At 43.5% G+C, this 18,484-nt stretch carries 23 protein-coding genes; 12 read left to right on the top strand and 11 right to left on the bottom strand.

What is annotated here, in order from left to right; genetic code table 11:
- The first annotated feature begins 133 nt into the window (after positions 1-133).
- Positions 134-856 (top strand): RDD family protein, encoded by a 723-nt coding sequence (locus NWE95_08345; GenBank protein ID MCW4003904.1) that lies wholly within the window; start codon positions 134-136, stop codon positions 854-856.
- Between the two features lie 57 nt (positions 857-913).
- The gene (pyrI, locus tag NWE95_08350) at positions 914-1,378 is read left to right on the top strand and encodes an aspartate carbamoyltransferase regulatory subunit (GenBank protein ID MCW4003905.1); all 465 of its coding nucleotides are present in this window, start codon (positions 914-916) and stop codon (positions 1,376-1,378) included.
- Here pyrI and NWE95_08355 read toward each other — a convergent pair.
- The 3 genes from NWE95_08355 to NWE95_08365 all read right to left on the bottom strand — a co-directional run bounded on the left by NWE95_08355 (position 1,375) and on the right by NWE95_08365 (position 2,796).
- The gene (locus NWE95_08355; GenBank protein ID MCW4003906.1) at positions 1,375-1,833 is read right to left on the bottom strand and encodes a YkgJ family cysteine cluster protein; all 459 of its coding nucleotides are present in this window, start codon (positions 1,831-1,833) and stop codon (positions 1,375-1,377) included. The genes pyrI and NWE95_08355 overlap by 4 nt on opposite strands.
- A 14-nt stretch (positions 1,834-1,847) precedes the next feature.
- Positions 1,848-2,177 carry a hypothetical protein gene (locus NWE95_08360; protein ID MCW4003907.1) on the bottom strand — a complete coding sequence of 110 codons (330 nt, stop codon included), beginning with the start codon at positions 2,175-2,177 and terminating at the stop codon, positions 1,848-1,850.
- 256 nt (positions 2,178-2,433) lie between these two features.
- Positions 2,434-2,796 carry a hypothetical protein gene (locus NWE95_08365; protein ID MCW4003908.1) on the bottom strand — a complete coding sequence of 121 codons (363 nt, stop codon included), beginning with the start codon at positions 2,794-2,796 and terminating at the stop codon, positions 2,434-2,436.
- A 211-nt stretch (positions 2,797-3,007) separates the two neighbouring features.
- Here NWE95_08365 and NWE95_08370 point away from each other — a divergent pair, with 211 nt between their 5' ends.
- The 5 genes from NWE95_08370 (at position 3,008) to NWE95_08390 (ending at position 7,253) form a co-directional block, all read left to right on the top strand.
- On the top strand, positions 3,008-3,808 hold the full coding sequence (locus NWE95_08370; protein ID MCW4003909.1) for a hypothetical protein: 801 nt from the start codon (positions 3,008-3,010) through the stop codon (positions 3,806-3,808).
- A 118-nt stretch (positions 3,809-3,926) separates the two neighbouring features.
- A complete protein-coding gene (locus tag NWE95_08375) occupies positions 3,927-5,102 on the top strand; it encodes a thiolase domain-containing protein (protein MCW4003910.1) in 1,176 nt (391 codons plus the stop codon).
- Positions 5,102-5,500, top strand: a complete 399-nt coding sequence (locus tag NWE95_08380; GenBank protein MCW4003911.1) for a Zn-ribbon domain-containing OB-fold protein — start codon at positions 5,102-5,104, stop codon at positions 5,498-5,500. Before NWE95_08375 ends, NWE95_08380 begins: the two co-directional genes overlap by 1 nt.
- 86 nt (positions 5,501-5,586) lie before the next feature.
- Positions 5,587-6,630 (top strand): inositol-3-phosphate synthase, encoded by a 1,044-nt coding sequence (locus NWE95_08385; GenBank protein ID MCW4003912.1) that lies wholly within the window; start codon positions 5,587-5,589, stop codon positions 6,628-6,630.
- 89 nt (positions 6,631-6,719) lie between these two features.
- Positions 6,720-7,253 carry a nitroreductase family protein gene (locus tag NWE95_08390; protein ID MCW4003913.1) on the top strand — a complete coding sequence of 178 codons (534 nt, stop codon included), beginning with the start codon at positions 6,720-6,722 and terminating at the stop codon, positions 7,251-7,253.
- Positions 7,254-7,280: 27 nt separating this feature from the next.
- Here NWE95_08390 and NWE95_08395 read toward each other — a convergent pair whose 3' ends face one another.
- Entirely contained in the window at positions 7,281-8,375 is a 1,095-nt protein-coding gene (locus NWE95_08395; GenBank protein ID MCW4003914.1) for a bifunctional phosphoglucose/phosphomannose isomerase, read from the bottom strand.
- Between the two features lie 90 nt (positions 8,376-8,465).
- Here NWE95_08395 and NWE95_08400 point away from each other — a divergent pair, with 90 nt between their 5' ends.
- Positions 8,466-9,317, top strand: coding sequence for an RNA methyltransferase (locus tag NWE95_08400; GenBank protein ID MCW4003915.1), 852 nt, complete (start codon positions 8,466-8,468; stop codon positions 9,315-9,317).
- Between the two features lie 69 nt (positions 9,318-9,386).
- Positions 9,387-10,499, top strand: a complete 1,113-nt coding sequence (locus NWE95_08405; protein MCW4003916.1) for a hypothetical protein — start codon at positions 9,387-9,389, stop codon at positions 10,497-10,499.
- A 49-nt stretch (positions 10,500-10,548) separates the two neighbouring features.
- Here the strand turns inward: NWE95_08405 and rpl12p are convergent, their stop codons facing one another.
- Entirely contained in the window at positions 10,549-10,875 is a 327-nt protein-coding gene (gene rpl12p / locus NWE95_08410) for a 50S ribosomal protein P1 (GenBank protein ID MCW4003917.1), read from the bottom strand.
- Between the two features lie 115 nt (positions 10,876-10,990).
- Between rpl12p and NWE95_08415 the strand changes: the two genes are divergently transcribed.
- Entirely contained in the window at positions 10,991-11,653 is a 663-nt protein-coding gene (locus tag NWE95_08415) for a hypothetical protein (GenBank protein MCW4003918.1), read from the top strand.
- A 560-nt stretch (positions 11,654-12,213) separates the two neighbouring features.
- On the top strand, positions 12,214-12,417 hold the full coding sequence (locus NWE95_08420; GenBank protein ID MCW4003919.1) for a hypothetical protein: 204 nt from the start codon (positions 12,214-12,216) through the stop codon (positions 12,415-12,417).
- 172 nt (positions 12,418-12,589) lie between these two features.
- On the opposite strand, the gene NWE95_08425 is transcribed toward NWE95_08420, so the two are convergent.
- The 6 genes from NWE95_08425 to NWE95_08450 all read right to left on the bottom strand — a co-directional run bounded on the left by NWE95_08425 (position 12,590) and on the right by NWE95_08450 (position 17,313).
- Positions 12,590-13,261 carry a hypothetical protein gene (locus tag NWE95_08425; protein ID MCW4003920.1) on the bottom strand — a complete coding sequence of 224 codons (672 nt, stop codon included), beginning with the start codon at positions 13,259-13,261 and terminating at the stop codon, positions 12,590-12,592.
- A 132-nt stretch (positions 13,262-13,393) separates the two neighbouring features.
- On the bottom strand, positions 13,394-14,188 hold the full coding sequence (locus NWE95_08430; protein MCW4003921.1) for a hypothetical protein: 795 nt from the start codon (positions 14,186-14,188) through the stop codon (positions 13,394-13,396).
- A gap of 84 nt (positions 14,189-14,272) precedes the next feature.
- Positions 14,273-14,890 (bottom strand): hypothetical protein, encoded by a 618-nt coding sequence (locus tag NWE95_08435; GenBank protein ID MCW4003922.1) that lies wholly within the window; start codon positions 14,888-14,890, stop codon positions 14,273-14,275.
- A gap of 705 nt (positions 14,891-15,595) precedes the next feature.
- Entirely contained in the window at positions 15,596-15,916 is a 321-nt protein-coding gene (locus NWE95_08440; GenBank protein MCW4003923.1) for a hypothetical protein, read from the bottom strand.
- A gap of 15 nt (positions 15,917-15,931) precedes the next feature.
- The gene (locus NWE95_08445) at positions 15,932-16,861 is read right to left on the bottom strand and encodes a paraslipin (GenBank protein ID MCW4003924.1); all 930 of its coding nucleotides are present in this window, start codon (positions 16,859-16,861) and stop codon (positions 15,932-15,934) included.
- Positions 16,849-17,313: an NfeD family protein gene (locus NWE95_08450; GenBank protein ID MCW4003925.1), complete on the bottom strand. Its 465-nt coding sequence runs from the start codon at positions 17,311-17,313 to the stop codon at positions 16,849-16,851. Before NWE95_08450 ends, NWE95_08445 begins: the two co-directional genes overlap by 13 nt.
- Positions 17,314-17,488: 175 nt before the next feature.
- Between NWE95_08450 and NWE95_08455 the strand changes: the two genes are divergently transcribed.
- The gene (locus NWE95_08455) at positions 17,489-18,457 is read left to right on the top strand and encodes an EF-Tu/IF-2/RF-3 family GTPase (protein ID MCW4003926.1); all 969 of its coding nucleotides are present in this window, start codon (positions 17,489-17,491) and stop codon (positions 18,455-18,457) included.
- The last annotated feature ends 27 nt before the right edge of the window (positions 18,458-18,484 follow it).

Consider the following 18,484-nt stretch of genomic DNA (forward strand, 5'->3'; position numbering starts at 1 on the left):
GTTTCCCGTGGGTATTATCGGGGTTTTTTCGGTTGGACTTATATGGGAGAAGGTATTTTGTAATGGGCTATATGTCAAAACCGTATAATAAATTAGAATCATTAATTAGTAAAGCGGATGGTTTGGCATCACCATGGCAGTAGATCAAGGAAACGTCTCGAAAGTACTTTCGGTACTATCACATCCGTTGCGAAGAGAAATACTGCTTGATCTAAGTGAAAATGGCGAGTCATCGTTCACTGACCTGCTTAACCTGCTAAAAGTTGACACGGGAAAACTCAGTTTCCACCTTCGCTCACTAGCACCTTTCATTGAGCAAACACCTAACGGCAAATACAAGCTAAGCAGAGCAGGCGAGAGTGCAGTTAGAGTAATCCATGATGTTGAAGGTTGGGCAGAAGTAGCTGATATGCAAGGAAAAGCAAGCCAGCTTCCGCTTGCTCCTTTTAAAAAGAGAATTGCAGCATTTTTCGTTGATTTTGCAATGATGGCGGCGATTACACTGGCTATTACTCTTGTCCCTCAACTTCTGTCGCTGTCTATGGCGGATTTCTTTAGCACTGGCATCAGCACCATGCTTTTCATCACGGTTGGTCTTCTCTGGCTCTACTCAACGTTGCTTGAGGGATTTAACGGACAAAGCTTAGGCAAACGCATCATGGGATTAAAGGTCGTCAGAACAGATGGGAAGAAAATGTCCTATGACCATGCCGCAGTGAGGAATTTCGGAAAGGTTTTGCCTTTGTTGCCCTTTGACTTGATTGTTGGGTGGCGACTGAAAAACTGCACGTTCCTTAGATACTTTGACAAGTTCGCAGGAACAACCGTTATTGACTTACGTTTTCATTTCCCATAAGTAATTTTTTAACTAAAATCTTATTTGCTAAAGTTGCATAGCTGTAGTGGCGAGAGTATGAATGCTACCGAGCTGAGGGTTTCAAAAATTAAGGATGGCACAGTTATCGATCACATCCGAGGAGGATTTGCACTAGATGTTGTCAAAATTTTGGGGGTAACAGGCAAGGAAAAACGTGTTATAACTATTGCCATCAATGTTCCCAGCAAACGTTTTGGGGTTAAGGATATTGTAAAGATTGAGGGCAGAGCGCTCAGTTCGCGCGATGTTAATAGGATTGCGCTTGTTGCGCCTCATGCATCAATTAATATAATTCATGATTATGCGGTTGTGGATAAATTAGAGGTAAAGTTACCTAAAATCGTCGAAGGCATAATTAGATGCACCAACCCTTGCTGCGTAAGCAACAGTGATGAACCTGTAATCTCCAAGTTCTACGTGCAAAAAGAGGAACCCTTACTGCTGAAATGTCACTACTGTGGCCTCACTCTTGAGCAAACCGAAATTTTACAGCAACTCTAGCCTAGTCGTTCTTGGGCGAGCAAAAAGAGTTCTTCGAAGTCTTTTTTGGTCATTAGTTTGCCCTTGTTTATTGCTGGGCATTCAAGTGTGAAACTGAAAACATGTTTTCCTTTATCTTCTGAATACTTCAGTTCGAAGGGATAAAACCTGCAGATTAGTGGTCTTAGGTTATAGATTGTGCATTGATTGTTTTTTAGAAAGAAACATTTGCCTTGGTTGGGCTTTTTCATCTCGAAGACGTAAGGCTTGCTATTTGTTTCTGTGGAGAATTCTTGGATTGGTATGACAGTCGCTTTTGAGATTTGGTCTGCTTCAGCCTGCAGGAGCAGAATATGTCTTGTTTTTTCTTTTGTGTCACCACAGCATAAGCTGCATCTGTTGCATTCGAAGCTGATGTTTGCAGGATAAGTAAAGTTCACTGGTGTCAACATCGTATATTCGTGTGGTCGTGCCATAAAAGCTTCATTAGTTATCTGGTAACTTTTTCAGGTGTTTTGTTGCGGTGTCCTTCACCGTACTGGAAGGGGCGGTTGAGGTTTTTTTCAAGTTTTTTCTTGAATACTTCGTCCATGTTCATGTTTGGGCATGCTAATCGGCTTGCGTCCAAAACGTAAAAGATGACATCGATTAGTTCTTCAGCGATTTTCTCTTGCGGCAACCCTTTTTTCCATGCGTCACTGGCTTCGCCGAGTTCGATGAAGGCGAAAAGTAATTTTTTAGGTATGTCTTCAGGTTTGTTGTAGAATCCTTTGGTTATCACGAGGTTTTCGATTTCTTTTTTCATCTCTTCTAGCTGCAACTCTTTTGCCTCCTATGTGTTCTCAGAAGCTATAGCCCCCTTATTTAAAGGCGATTAGGCGAGATTGATTAGCTATTACGTTTCTACCACGTACATTATAAGTGCTTGCCAGGGTGCTCTGTTACTACGTGCAACCAAGGGTTCCATGTACGTAGTAACCTCAAAAACAAAGCCTCCTTGTGTGTAGTAAAGAGAAGGGATGGCTAAACAAGCATTATCTTAAAAGATAAAAAAAGTGGCAAGAGTTCTTTTTGGTTTACCAGAAGCGGCTATTCATGCTCCATCTGCCCATCATGCCGCCGTACCCGTACTGGTACTGGTTTTGGCCTTGCGCTCCGTACCCGTAACCGTGGCATCCAAATCCGTATCCTTCGTTATAGCGGTAAGGCGAGCCTTGGTTTGTGCCGTTGTAGCAGTACGGTGGAGCCGAGTTTGTGCCGTTATAGCAGTAGGGCGCAGAGACATCAGGATTGCCGTTAATGCACCATGGCGCCGCAGACGGGTTGGCAGGTGTTGCAGTATGGTTTGGTGTTGCAAGCTGCGCGTAAGTTACGCCTGCTAGTGCCGTGGCAAGCAGGGCGATTCCAACGATGGCAAGAATGACTGTTGCTTTATTCATTCTGTTTTTTCACCTCAATAATACATATGCGCTTGCGGGTGGTTTGAGAGTTGGCTGAAACAGTTTTGAAACAGTTCTGTGAAACGGTTTTTTCAAGGCAAACTGATAGTCAAAATTAACGCAGAGACGGTTTGTCAAGAGAATTTGACTTAACCCAGTCAAGAAAGCTTTACGAGAACCCTTATAACTTAAACATCAACCAACTTTAATCATGGGCACCAAATGCAAAACGGTTACAGTGCTATTTGTAATCATTTTGGCAGTTTCCAGCATATCAATCCTACAATCTGCATTCGCCCAGTCAAAACCAGTTATCCCAGAATTCACTGTACAACTAACTGACCGCTCTTACGATGAACCGCCCACCTATCAAACAGACCCCTATACTGGACAGACTATGCTCATTTGGGCTGGTGGTCGTGTAGACAACAAAACGTTTGATTTTACGATTAAAAACCAACCGTTTACACCTTACAAAAACCCTGACGGCAAAGACGTGGAACTGTATTATAAAATACGCCACAAAGGCAATTTTGAAGAATGGAGCACTATCTTTGCACCAAAGGAGGACATAGTCCGATCCTCCGACTCTGGAAACACCTTTGTTTCTTTCATTGTAGGTGAGGGCACTTGGGGAATATCGCCTAACGGCATAGTTGACATTCAGGTTAAGGCACTAATCGGTTACTATTCACTTGTTGACGATCCTTATAACAGGCCCTGGGATAAAAGTGCTGTTTTTACCACTATCGAGGAAAGCGATTGGAGCAACACACAAACAATAACCATGCCTTTAAGCTCAACTTCACCTGATCCAACCTGTCCAATAGATTCAACGATGAGTCCAACTGTAACACCAACAGCCACGGCGACTCCGATTGACTCAAACAGCGATACAATCTCCCTGCCCATGACCACTTCTGTACTAATAACCGCAGTCTTCTTAGTTCTAATCATTGCCCTATCGCTGTTGCTCTTAACAAGGCGCCGAAATATCCAGAAAAAGCCCTAGTCAACGGCTCTCAATCTGCTATTGTAAAATGAAATCTTTTCAGCACTTTTTCTCTTTACCTTGCAGGTTTTTATTTTAGCGCGCCATCAATACATAGGAAGAGAGAGGCTACTTGGGTTTGAATGGAAAACCATTAGTCAGCATAATCAGCGCAGGCATGTCCAAATTCGGCAAACGAGACGGCTTACTTGCAAGAGAAATCTTCTCAGAAGCAGCCAGTGAAGCATTCAGCCGATGCCCCAAACTGGAGCCAAAAAGAGACATTAAAGCCATGTTCATCGGGCACATGGGCGAAGCCTACGAACACCAAGGACACACTGGAAGCGCCATCGCTGACTGGATAGGATTAACAGGTATCCCAGCTACCCGAACAGAAGCCGCATGCGCATCATCGGGCGCAGCACTGCGAACAGGAATTTACGCGGTTATGTCTGGGCTTGCTGATGTGGTCGTAGTAGGCGGCGTGGAAAAAATGACTCACCGCACCACGGCTGAGGTTACCGAATACTTGGCTATGGCGTCAGATTACCCCTTTGAACAGTGGCACGGAATCACCTTCCCAGGCTTATTCGCTTTGATGGCGACCGCGCATATGAACGCTTACGGCACAATCCAAGAGCAGATGGGTTTGGTCGCAGTAAAAAATCACTACCACGGAAGCCTCAACCCGAAAGCCCACATGCAAAAACAAATCACGCTTGAAACCGTAATGGCTTCGCGTTATGTTGCTTGGCCACTAAAACTCTACGATTGCTCGCTTATAACCGATGGGGCAAGCTGTATTATTTTAACTAAACCTGAACTCGCAAGCAAATACACTGACCAGCCAGTGCATATTGTTGGCAGTGGACAAGCAAGCGACACCATAGGACTCTATGAACGCAAAAGCCTCACTTCGCTGGCATCATCAAGGCTGGCGGCGAAAACAGCCTACGAAATGGCACAAATTACCCCACAGCAAGTGGACCTAGCTGAGGTGCACGATTGTTTCACTTTCGCAGAACTCATGGACTACGAAGACCTTGGCTTCTGCAAAGAGGGTGAAGGCGGAAAACTCATCGAAAGCGGCGAAACCAAATTGGGTGGGCGAATCCCAGTTAACACTAGCGGCGGCTTAAAAGCCAAAGGTCACCCAGTAGGCGCAACAGGCACAGCACAAGCTTATGAGATTTACTTGCAGCTTACTGGTCAAGCGGGAAACCGCCAAGTAAAAGACGCTAAAGTCGGCTTAACTCATAACGTGGGCGGTTCAGGCGCCACCGCAGCGGTGCACATTTACAGGAGAGACGCATAATGAGCACTCAAGAGCCTTTCATCATAGAGCAGTTCTACAAGTTTTTGCAAGATGGCAAGCTGATGGCGGCAAAATGCCAGAAATGCGGCAAAATCCATCTGCCACCACGACCATTATGCGACAACTGCTTCTCACAACAATTCGACTGGATACAAGTTTCTGGAAAGGGCAAACTGCTCACCTACACCGTAATTCATGTTGCACCACAACAATTCCAAACCCTGACACCATACGCCGTTGGCATCGTGGAGCTAGAAAACGGCTTAAAAATTCCCGGTATGATACAGGGCGTAACTCAGGAGCAGTTAAAAATCGGCATGGAACTAACTGTAGACTTCGCTTCGTGTAGCACGCCTCAGCAGTGGCCGCAATGGGGAAGGTACTGTTTTAAACCTTGAATGTACAACGCTGATGTAACCGCAGAAATCCAGCGTAGCTTTTTATAAGGCAACAGCAAATACCATTGCCAAGCAAGGTGCCACAAATGCCCAAAGTTAAAGTTGCATTAATCGGCGTTGGAAACTGCGCCTCATCCTTCATCCAAGGAATCCAGTACTACACAAAAGCGCAAGATTATGTGGGACTGCGCAACCCTACTCTGGCAGGGCTAAGCCCAAAAGACATCGAAGTGGTTGCAGCCTTCGACGTAGACGCGCGTAAAGTTGGATTAGACCTCTCACAAGCCATTTTTGCAAAGCCAAACAACGCTCCAAAAGTATGCGACGTACCCAGCCTGAACGTTAAAGTCAACAAAGGGCCACTCTTGGACGGCGTAGGCGAATCAACCAAAAAGATAATCCAAATCAGCAACGCACCAGACGCTGACGTAGCGAAAGTCCTGAAAGCCTCAGGTGCTGAAATTGTGATTAATTTGCTTCCAAGCGGAGCCTCACAGGCGACAGAATGGTACGCCCAACAAGCCCTCACAGCAGGATGTGCCTTCGTTAACGCCACACCAAACTTTATCGCAAGCGACCCCGCATGGGCAAAACGCTTCGAAGCGGCAGACCTGCCACTCGTCGGCGATGACCTTGTTGACCAAGTAGGCTCAACCGCGCTGCACAAGACACTGCTCAAACTGCTCTCAGACAACGGCGTGAAAATAGACGAAACCTACCAGCTTGACGTTGGCGGCGGAACTGAATCTATTGACACCCTTGACCGCACGCGGGATACTAAACGGGCAATCAAAACCGAATCAGTAGCTTCCTCATTGCCGTATAAAACTGAAGTTGTGGCTGGCTCAACAGACTACGTTGACTTCTTAGAGAACAAGCGTGACAGCTACTTCTGGATAAGCGGCGTCTACTTCTGCAACACACCCATGAAGATTGACCTTAAATTTCAAACCGTTGACGCACCAAACGCAGGCAGCGTGCTCTTTGATGTGGTGCGAGCCGCCAAATTGGCTTTAACCAGAAAGCAGAGTGGCGCGATAGAGCCGATTTGTGCTTACGCGTTTAAGCATCCACCCAAGCTGGTTTCGCTTGAGGCTGCAGAAGCGGAATTCGCCAAGTTCACTGCTTAAACAGTTTCTTCTTTCTGTTTCTTCAGAAACCTTTTCTATTTAGAATACTTCTATTAGGAAGTTATTATGCCTGAATTGTTGGTGAAGTAATGGAATTTATGGATGTTGTGACGGCAAGGAAAAGCGTAAGAGACTACACAGATAAACCAGTTGAGGAAGAAAAATTAACCCAGTTACTGGAGGCTGCAAGGCTTGCGCCTTCATGGGCTAACAAGCAATGCTGCCGATACATCGTTGTTAAGGATAAAGCTAAAATCCAAGAGGTAGCAGGCGGCTTTATCGGTTGGCTCAAACAGGCGCCAGTCCTTGTTGTCGCCTGTGCTGACCCTAAAGATTCTGGTTCAAGAAACGGCATGGACTACTACCTTGTGGATGTGGGCATTTCGATGCAGCAGTTGATTTTGGCTGCAACGGATTTAGGATTAGGAACCTGTTGGATTGGTGGATTTGACGAGGGAAAAGTAAGGAAAGCCCTGGGGATTCCTGAAAACGTGCGAGTTGTCGCTTTGACTCCTATAGGTTACCCAGCTAACGCAGGCTTGAAGAGCAAATTAATAAAAAAGCTGGCTGGAACTGACAAGCGAAAACCCCTCTCAGATATAATCCACAAAGAAAAATGGTAGCCAACTGACCATTCAATGGGCTCGCAGCTAAAGCTTTTCCAACTCGCTTCCAATCTTCTCTTTTATCCCGCTGAGATTCAGTGTGTCCTTTAAGTGGTTGATGGTTTTAACAGGCGTAGGGTCAACGCCATGCAGCACTGCCGAGTACACGCTTGTAAAATCGCCTATGAGTATGGTCGAGAGCATCCTTGCCAACGCGCTCTTGCCTTGCGCTTGAATCTCCAACATCCTCAAGCCTTCTTGCTTTAGGATTTGTTTGGTTGTTTCGATTCGACTTTTGATTTCCACAGGCTCATCTTGGTCGCGGATAAAGATAACTGAGAAGCACTTGCCCAATTCACCGATGCCCTCCCAACCGACAATCTCATTGTGGTTTAGTTCGGAGAAAACCTCCGCCTTTGCAGGCAATTTACTGTTCTCGTTAAACTGTTGCTTAAATCGCTTGGCAACGCCACGGTAAAACCCAAACCCGTAAGTCACAGGAGCAGTCTTACCAATGTTTACGGCTAGCGTTTTGGCAAAGTTATCCTTAACTTCAGGAGAGTTTTCCCTGCTAATTTTTTCTAAAAGCACCAACGCTTCGTTGAGTTCTTCAGAAACGCCTGAAACCAAACCAGCCTTTTCCATAAAAAACAGCAAAGGAACAAACAAATACGGCAACGCTGCACGCGGAGGCATGCCACCCACAACACGGACAAAGGGAACATGAAGTTTTTCAGCATACTTTAGGAGTATACCGCCACTGCTTATACAAAAAACCATGCACTTGCGCCGTAAAGCATCAAGAAAAGCGCTAAGCGATTCTTCAGTGTCTCCTGAGTAGCTCATGATTACTACGAGGGTGTTTTTGCCTGCATAGTTGGGCAGTTCATATCCGCGGTTAACCTCAATTGGGACATCTGTTTTGTTTCTTGCCCAGTCTTTTAGGAGGTCTCCACTGATGCCTGAACCTCCCATCCCAGTGATGATGGTGTTGTCAGGCTTAGGATAGTTAACGGTGATTTTTTTGGCTATTTCGGCGGCTTCGCGGTAGTGCTTGGCAGAATTAACGCAGAAATTTATCATTCCACTCTTGTCAACCGCTCTAATCTTTTCGATGTTGTTTAAAATGGCTGTTGCCACTTTTTAGTTCCTCCGATAACCCGCAGTTTTATATCTCATCCCCCACTTTTAAGTTCAACGCAGACAAGGTAACGTTAAGAGGCAAGCGTCATGAATAAAAAGAAGCTTTCAATTGCCATCCCTGCATCTGTGATATCTGATACGCCCCACTTGCGGGAAAAAACATCCAAAATCGGGTTAATTGGTCGCTCAGCGGCGATTTTCAGAGTTGGTGAAATCATAATTTACCCCGACAACCCTAAAGCTGACCAGCGCAAAGACATGAGCTTTATCGCATTGCTACTGAATTATCTTGAGACGCCTCAGTACCTTCGCAAGAACCTCTTTAAAATTGAGCCAGACCTACAGTACGCTGGAATCCTGCCGCCGTTACGCACGCCCCATCATCCCTTGAGCGGTAAAACTAAACATCTCAAAGTTGGTGAGTACCGTGAAGGCATAGTCTTGTCGGAAACTAAAGAGGGTTTGCTTGTAGAGATTGGCGTACAGCAACCTGCACTTTTAAGGCAGAAACAGTTTGGCATTGGCGAACGCTTAACTTTACAGGTGATCAACATCGGCGAGAAAGTGGAGGTTCAGGTGGTGAATCGTGAAGAAGTCCCCGTCTACTGGGGCTACAGGGTTAAAATTGAGAGGAGACCGATTGGGCAAATCGTCAAAGACGACAGCTTCGATTTGAAAATTGCCACCGCCAGAGTCGGCGATAACTTCCCTGATGTGGCTGACAAAATTAGAGAGAAATGGCTTGGCAGTCAGAGTGTTTTAGTGGCGTTTGGCGCTCCCTCTTGTGGTTTGCATGAAATTGTGGGGGCTGACGGCGAAGAACTGGTCACCATTTTTGATTTCGTAGTCAATACCATACCTGATCAGGGAACTGCTACAGTTCGAACAGAAGAAGCGCTTTTGGCAACTTTGGCGGTTTTTAACGTAAGCTTTTCATGAGCTTTTCTGCTTGTTTTCAGGGAGTTTTTGGTAAAGAAATAAATGTTTCATTTGGGTATTGTGCTGGACATGCCGACTCTTGATCTCGCTATGCCAGCTGCGTTGCTGTTTGTGGTACTAGTTGCCATGTTCTTAAACAAGCGAGCGGAAGGCAAACTGATGGCGACGGTTGAGCAGAAAGAGTTCAAAACACGAGACGTAGTGCTCCTTATAGTATTTATCGCCATTGTAATTTCAGTCATAGCTTACACTACAATAATCAGCCCCGGAGAAGTCTTCTCCAACGTGCTTATGGTGATTTTCCTCTCCTCATACGCCACGCTCCTATTCACTTTTTCATTCGTGTTCTCAAACCTGCGAAAGCGACGTGCACAGTTGCTGTCGGTCGGCTTCGGTATAGCAAGCTTAATTGCTGGGTCAGTAAGCCTCATTGGTTCATTCACTGACGCATACACTATCATTAGGGCAGGCGCGTTCTTTGTTCTAGCAGTAGGCTGTTTTGCTGTTGTTGTTTTTGAGCAGAAAAAAGCCGTTTTTAAAGAGCGATGGTACATTGCTGCCCAACCGCCTGCATTGTTCGTGCTCCTATTCGTATTCTTTAACGTTGTCTACGGTGGAACTGCCTCTGTTTGGTTCCCTGTTTTGATGGGCATCTTTGGGTTCACATTCGCAATCCTAATTATCATGTATCTTTCATCAATGTTTAATTGGAAAACAGTCGGCATTTTTGCTGTGCTCTTAACAATGCTTGATATTATACTGGTTTTCACTGGGCCAATGGTTGCGGCAGCCCAAACTTTCACAGGGCTTGGTTTGCCAGTTCTGATTTACTTGCCAAACATCCCTATTCTTTTAACGCAAACAGGCGCTATCGCTTTCAGAGGGCTTGGGCTTGGCGACTTCTTCTTTGCAGGAATACTGGCTGTTCAAACATACAAAAAGTTCGGCAAAAAAGCAGGTATCATCTCCGCTGTGGCGATGACTGTTGCTTTTGGAATTTGGGAAGCGTACCTGCCTGAGATAACAGCGTTCTTCAAGATTGGCGGGTTCCCAGCAACCGTGTGCATAATCAGTGGTTGGTTGCCCGTCGCGGCATATTACTTGCTAACGAACAGAAGACAGATTCCGCGACTCAGTGAGCAAATGACAATACAACCTGATAATTCAGCCTTGATTGAATAAGTTAAAAGATTTTTTGGGAAAAATGGTTAAAAATAGAGAGAGGCTTATTTTACCCGAATAGGGCGCCTAATCCTTCTAGCGCTGCTTCTTCTTTGGCTTTTTCATCTTCAGCTTTCTTCTTCTTGTCTTCTGCTGGTGCTGCTGGCTTTGCTTCTGCACCTGCTGCTGGTGCTGCTGCTACTGGAGCGGCTGCCATCATGGTTGGCGCGGCTTTGATTGCCTCATCAATGTTTACTTCGCTAAGTGAAGCTACGAGTGCTTTAACTTGAACTGCGTCAACATTGATTCCTGCTGCTTTGAGAACGTTTGTTACGGAATCTTCGTTAATTTCTTTTCCTGCCTTGTGAAGGAGCATTGCTGCGTAAATGTTTTCCATACCTTTTCACCTCTTCATCCGACTATTTTAACCTTTTTCAGTTCGTCAGACCGCCTTTCTGTTAAAAGCTGGTCGTTACCTGAATTGGCGATTTTTCGCCGTTATTGCCGTTTAGATGAATACCCAATTACTTAAGAACCTTTCGTCACGGGTTCTGGTCTTATCGTACACTTTCAATTCCCGTTTCTTGGGATTTTCCCTTGCACCAAGTGGTTTTGAAGCTGGCGATCTCATTTACACAACAGACGGCGTTGAGCATCTTGGATATTATAGCACTTACTTAAAGAATTCAATGGCTTGGATTAAAAGTAACACGCCTGAAAATGCTGTTTTTTTGAATTGGTGGGATTATGGTCATTTGATAGTAGCTGTTGGAGAAAGAGAGTCAATGAGCAAGAATCCATCGGAGCAAGCTCTTTTTAGCGTAGTTGGTTCTCCAAACTTGGAAGTTGATCCACATGAAAGAATTGCTGATGTAGCAACCACTCTAACGACAACGGATGAAAGCACAACAAAGAGCATCATGCAAAAGTATTCCGCTGATTACCTAATTGTTACGTTTGAGGATGTGAGTAGTAAAAGTCATCGGATATTCCACTTCGCAGGATTAAATTCGACTGACCATGCATCAGATTTTTGGTATGCTGGTGATGATAAATTCTCAAATCCAGCATATACAGACTTAGGGAAACAAACAATGATCTATAGACTGTACACAAACTCTAACCTCACCGATTTCACACAAGTCTATTCAGACCAATACATAAAAAAACTTTAAACCAAATGACTAAAAATGGGCAGGATGTACAATGGCTATTCCTCTATTTTAAATCTGCAAATACTCTAAACTTCAAAAAAGAGAACCATAGTAGAGTGGTAGTTAAACGGGGAAGCTAAGCCTTAATTATTTTTCCACAAGACTTCTTAATGCTACTATAGAGGTTTTTTATGGGCTTTTCTGCGGTCAAGGATGAAGTAACTAAGCTAATCAATGGAGAGAGCAAAATTAACGCGGAAGATTGTTGCTGACAAAAAGGTTTCGAGGCGAGGAGTCGAGCTCTACAAGCAAAAATCGTCAACGATGAAAAAATTAAACCCCTTATAGTGGTTAAGCATCCAAGAAAAGATTTGTATGCTGTACTGGATGGTCATCGCAGATTTTATGCTTTTCTTGAAATGGGAAAAAAGGAAATTGATTGTTCTTTGGCTGGTGATTACTCAATTGTCATTTTCTATCTGACAGAGCACGGCTATTTTCAACCGAGCACTGAAGTTACTGAGTGCATAAGACAACCAGCGATAAGACTGCACAAACCAAAGCCCTTTTAGTGATTCAACGTGCAAGAGATATGCCTTTTGTCATCTGCAGGGTATCATGATGATGTGTTCTGGGCTACTACACTAGCTGTTTATGCTACTATGGAGATGGCACCCGAACCATTTTTGGCTGTTGTTCCTGATGACGAGCCGTTAGCATTCAAATATATCTGGGAAGCAAAAGACAGTAATCTAACCATAAGAAAACGTTTAATTGAATTTTAACACATTTACTTTAAACAGGTAAACGGTACTTAGCTAGCATAGATTGTTTTGGGCTGAACGGAGTAGAGGATTATAACGAATACGTTCACTTGGATGATGAGTTATCGGTTGGATGTCTTCTAAGGCCAATTTGAGATTCATGTAAAGCTATAGAAAATGAATAATTCGAGGCTTAATTTGTTAAACCGCACGTCGGACTCTTGCGCACTAATTTTTGTTGTTGTCTTCGCAAGAACAAAGCTATAGTTATAATAGTAAAAACTATGAAAGTAACTGCTATTATGATAACCCCTACTGGAATTGGGTCCATCGGAGAAAAGGGTGTGGGTGAGGATGTCAATGGGATAGTTTGTTCTTCGACTGAAAATACATAGGGATAGGTTGTAATATTGAAATAAAAGTGTTCAGGAGGAAAGTTATTATGATGGTAAAGGCTTGCATTTATTACAATATCATGGTATCCAGGCTTCAGGTGAGAAATATCCACTGTATATGCAAAAGACGGATTGATTAAGAAATTGTCTTTTGAACCCACAATGGAGTCGCTTGCAGATGGCGTAGGTAGAAGTCTAACAAAAGGACCGTTATCTATACTATAAGCATAATATCCGTTTAAAGGAATCGGCAAAAGAAACTTTGGGTATTGCATCCATTTTATGCTGAAATTAAGAGGCATTATTTTGCTGTAGACCGTTTGATTGTTTGGGCTATTCATTGTTAGATTGAAGGAACAGTAGTTAACAGGAGAATTTGCTCCATAATATCCTCGGCCAAAAGAACTTGTAATCTGTGCATTAGTTATTGGTAAATGCTGTGTCATGGTTAATAGGATGACTATAAGCACTAATGTTAATCCTTTGCCTAAAGGACTCATGTATTAAATATTAATTTATTTGATGAGATAAGCTTTTTGCAATTAGTGCTTTCTTTAGTTTATTTCTCGAAATAAAAAAGGGGGATTGTTTCTTCGAATGCTTTATCGTATGGGATGAAATAGATCAACTTCCGCTAACTGTTCCGCTGGAAGTATTTTATTGTATATAAAGCCGTCTTCATACTTATTCAGTTGAGCCTCAGCTAATGGTTTGTCTGTTATTGATTCTTTGTATACTGTGATCGAGCCATTTGACATCGTTAAGTATCCAAGCCTATAGATAGTAACTGAGATTGAGTTTGGTGCACCTGCGCTCAATAAGCTGGTATCAATATATTTGTTAGGGCGATACCCTGTGTAAATACCCACAGAACCTATTTTTTTGCTTAAGCGGCAATCATTGTCTGTCCAATTATAGCTGAAGGTACCACCACTGCTTCGATAGCGATTCTTATCTATTATTTCGTTTGAATATTGAACCAAAGTCATTTGTTGATCTAAGGTAAATGAAGTATAATTGATTCCAGCACTCCATGCATGATACTCAGTTATTCCTGTGTCAGTGGCAACTTGTATACCGTACACCTCAATAACGGCGTCGCAAGACTTAATTTGGATAGAGGGAGCACGTGTGAAGTTCAAGTAAACTGCCGATGGGTATTTACTGGCGTGAATCATTGTGACATTGTGTTTAGGATCATAATAAGAGATTTTATCGGATGGTGGCGGACCGACATAAGCATATGCTATACCAACCTGGAACTGAGATTCCGGTCCAGCTGACTTTTTGGCGACGGATGTAACCACAGTGGCTATTGGTAGTCCTGATTGAGAAGTGCTATTTGTGTCTGGAAGCTGGGTAGAAGCAGATAACATGGAAAGCATCGGTATAAACAAGATTGTAATAACTGTAGCACAAAGTATCGCATAGGCTTTTTTTATTTTCTATTCTATGCTCTGTCAAACTTTCACATCTCCCTGTTACCAGTGTGCACTTAAGTAGCCCCAACCATAACCGTAAGGATCATATGGCGGATTCTGAGTAAATGCTTGTACATACCAATTCTCCCACGGGTTGTCATTGGCATAGAAACATTGTGCTGTGAGTCCTTCAACAGAATAGCAGGGATCCATAGAGGCTGCTACTTCATAGTAATGATAATAACAGGAATAAGGTGGTGGTGGGTTCCATGGTGGTGGACCCCAATCTTGCGCACAGTAGTAATAGTAATAATGGTGGTCGTTGCCATTAACGCAGGGGTCAATGATCAAGACATTGTACATATCGAGCTCTATACCGCATTCACCTTCGAAACACCATCGTGCCCAGTCAAACATGGGATTTTGTGGATATCCAACAAGACAGTATCTTGCGTCTACGCCAAGTCCTGCCTCGCTGTCTTCTGGATCAGCTTCCCAAATAAGATGGTTGCATTCGCAGTACCAGGGATTATAGCCTAGGCTTATCGATTCATTATATCCAAGATCTTCTCCATCAATATGATGTTGTTGTGCAAGTACCGTTTGTAGGTTTGGCATCGTTAAGATAACCGTTACCATTATAGCAATAAGAAGGCTGGCTATCGATTGTTTCATCATTTTTCTTCCTCTAAATTGGTTTTGCTTTACCTTTTTTCTGTCCTCTTTTGGCCCTTCACTTAGGGCTAGGCGGTTACACGCCCGATATGCAATCAGCATATCAAAATACATAAGATTCAACTCTTCTTTTTAATTTTTGAACATATTTATCAATAAATGGTTTCACTTTTTTCAGATGTTTAATATTTTCAGCTAAAGACACTTATCGTAAAACACGCTAAGATACCGCAATATGCACGCATTTTAAAAATAGGGCTTACTTTAGGGTATTTCTATATCTCTTACGTAATTTTGGGTTCTTGTGAATGTCAAAGAATTTCAGGTGAAATCTTTCTTGGCTTTTGAACTTTTTTCGTGTAAGAGATCGGCGGTGGGTAGTAAGCTATTTTTAAATAGAATTATATTCTATAACAAAAAGCTACATAACGCTCTTATTCTAAACAACCAACAAACAACCATGACAGGGCAAACTGTAAAAACGAAAAAATGCAGTGGTAAATGCCACCACAGCAGCAAATGTACGCAACATATCCAACAAAAAGATTACAAAACAAAATGCCTACTTTCAATTCCCGTTTCTTGGGATTTTCCCTTGCACCTAAGAACCTTTCGTCAAATAATGATTGCATGTAAAATTCCAAATTACTGTTTTAATGCCTGTTTGTTTTCTTAAATTAGAAGAAAAGAGGTTGTTTGCCGTCCTATTTATCGCACCATTCTCTTGTTGTCCTGTGAACTAGTTGAGCGTCTGAACGCTGTTTGCTTTTGCATTTTCTTGTATTCTTCATAGCTCCAAGTGCTGTAAGGATAGAGTTGCTTGAAACGCCGATACGGCAGTCTCATGTCAAGTTCCATTTGCTTGCTGAATTCACCTGACCTGTACCTGACGTTGCCGATAACGCTTGTATACCTTGGTCTTAGACCGAGTTTTCTTCTTTCATTGCTTAATATTATCGCAACTGCAATCAAGGCTACTATGCCAAATAAGACGATGGTAATTGCGGGGAAGACTGTGACTGAAGCCAAGCTATCACCCGCTTTTTACCTACTTGTCGCTGATTGGCCTTGTTTTTGCTCCGTTTTTACTGGTAGCACTGTGGCGCCTTCAAGCCCGATTACGTTTAAGATGTCTGATGTCGCTGGAACGATAAGCTTAGTTTGTTGCGAGAATGTATCGCGGACAACGTCGAGTTTTTTGTTTAGTTGCGCGTTCTCTTTAAAGTAGGCGTTTGCTGCTTCTGACACAACTTTAACTGCTTTTGCTTGTGCCTCTGCAACTAGTTCAACAGCTTTTGCTTCGCCTTCAGCGCTGAGGATTGCGGCTTGCTTTTCACCTTGTGCTTTGAGTATGGCTGCTTGTTTTTCTTGTTCGGCTGCTTCTTTTCTTCCTGTGGCTAGTAAGCGTAGTTGGCGTCTTTCCTGTTCAGCTGTTTTTTGCTTGTGCATGGCTGTTTGTATATCGTGTGGGGGGTCGATTCTTTGTAGTTCGATGCGGTTTACTTTTGTGCCCCATTTATCTGTAGCTTGATCAAGGACGCTTCTGAGTTCAACGTTAATTTTTTCTCTGGATGTTAAACATACGTCAAGGCTCATTTCGCCGACTATGTTTCTGAGTGTTGTTTGCGCTAGTTTTACTATGGCTAGCTCGAAGTCTTCTACTTCATAGATAGCTCGTCTTGCATCAACCACTTGATAGTAGATTACAGCGTCAATTGTTACGACGACGTTGTCTTCGGTGATAATCTCTTGAGGCGGCACATCTATGACTTGCTCTCGCATGTTCACACGGAGAATTCTTTCAATGAATGGTGTTATCAAGCGTAGTCCAGGCTCAACGGTTTTTTCGTAAGCGTTGAATCTTTCCACTAAGCCCTTTTCGTATTGATTGACTTTTTTTACGGACATTGATAATAAGAGCAGTACTACTGCTGTTATGGTTACGCCAATTATTGTTATTTCTAACTCGTACATTCTTTCTCAGTTTCTCCTTCCACTATAAGGCTAACCCCTTCTACCCGAATCACCCTTACCTTAGACCCTTCTTTAATAACTTTGCAATCATCAGGTTTAGCCATCCAAAGCTCTCCACCTATCTTGACTATGCCGCCATCGATTACGTCCACATCTGTTTTTGCTGTTGCCTCCTTGCCAACTAAGGCATCCACGTTTGTTCTTAGCAGGCTTACGTTGAAGCGGTCAAGCAAGCCGCCGCCTCGCATTTCTTCAATGTTGTAGGTTGTGTCTTTTAGGTGGTTTAATCGTCTTATGAATTCTCCAAAGTCTTCACTGTTTAGTTCCACTTCGAGCTGGTAGCCGTTGGGTTTTCTGTTTAGCTTGTAAGTCATGCGGTATTTCTCGGCGAACTTTGAGAGTAACTGTGCAAGTTTGAGTTCGTCTGCCTTTACGGTTAGAGTGACCTTCAAGGGTATCGCCTATTGTTGATATAATATTGTTAAGTATTTAACATTATCGATGCTTATTGATTAGTATTGATATATCCGCCCACTTTCACGGTTTCTATCTTAAAAACACCCAATCGCCTTAGCAAAACTTATCTTCAAGCCCGCCTTTCACTGCGGAAAACTAAGGCATGATAACATGGGAAATATCACAGTAGCCATCTTGGGCGCTCTTGACTACGGCACCAATCTCGGTAAAAAAGGAACAGCCACAGACATAACATTCTACAACTTAAAGAGGGGCGAAGACACGGTAACTTTTCTCGAGCCTTCACGGTACCCTGAACGGTTAGCTCCATTGTTCTATGCTGTTTCATTATCAAAAAAAGCAATAATCATCGTAGATGAGCTAAACGCAATCTTAGGCGAAATCCTCGTCATGCTTCAGTGCTCAGGGATTCAAAGCGGCTACTTTGTCTTGAGAAACTACATTCCCAAAGAAAAAATCCAACCTCTCATACAGGGAACAAGCTTAGAAAAATTCGAAATCATAAATGATGACCCCAACTTCCTAAGAGAGCAACTCTTACAGGAAGTCGCACAGCAAAAACCAACCGAACCACAGGCTGAGCAACAAGCAATTGGCACAGTTCCAGTAGACCATGCTTTCAACGTAAAAGGGGTCGGCACCGTAATACTTGGCATAGTCGTAAACGGCGTCATCCAAAAACACGCTGCCCTCACCGTTTTTCCCGCGGCAAAAACAGCGCAGGTTCGCTCCATCCAAAAGCACGACGATGAATTTGACTTTGCAAGCGAAGGCGCCCGCGTTGGACTGGCACTCAAAAACGTTTCTGTTGAAGATTTAGACCGTGGAGCTGTTTTGACAAACGATTCTTCAGTTAAGGCTGAGACGGTTCTGAAAGTTGCGGCTTCGCTGGTTAAGTATTGGCAGACGCCGATAAAGCAGGGCATGGTCGTGCATCTTGGTCACTGGGCACAATTCATAACTGCAAAAGTGGAAGCTATCGAGGATTCAGGCGACTGGAGAAAACCCACCCTAACCTTAGCATTGGATAAACCACTAGTTTATCGTCCAAACGATAAAGCAGTGCTTATGTATCTTGAGGGCGCTAAACTCCGAGTTGCTGGAACAATCCAGCTCTAGCTACCCACACAAATCACTTCTTATTAA

This window comes from Candidatus Bathyarchaeota archaeon, assembly GCA_026014725.1.
Taxonomy (GTDB): domain Archaea; phylum Thermoproteota; class Bathyarchaeia; order Bathyarchaeales; family Bathycorpusculaceae; genus Bathycorpusculum.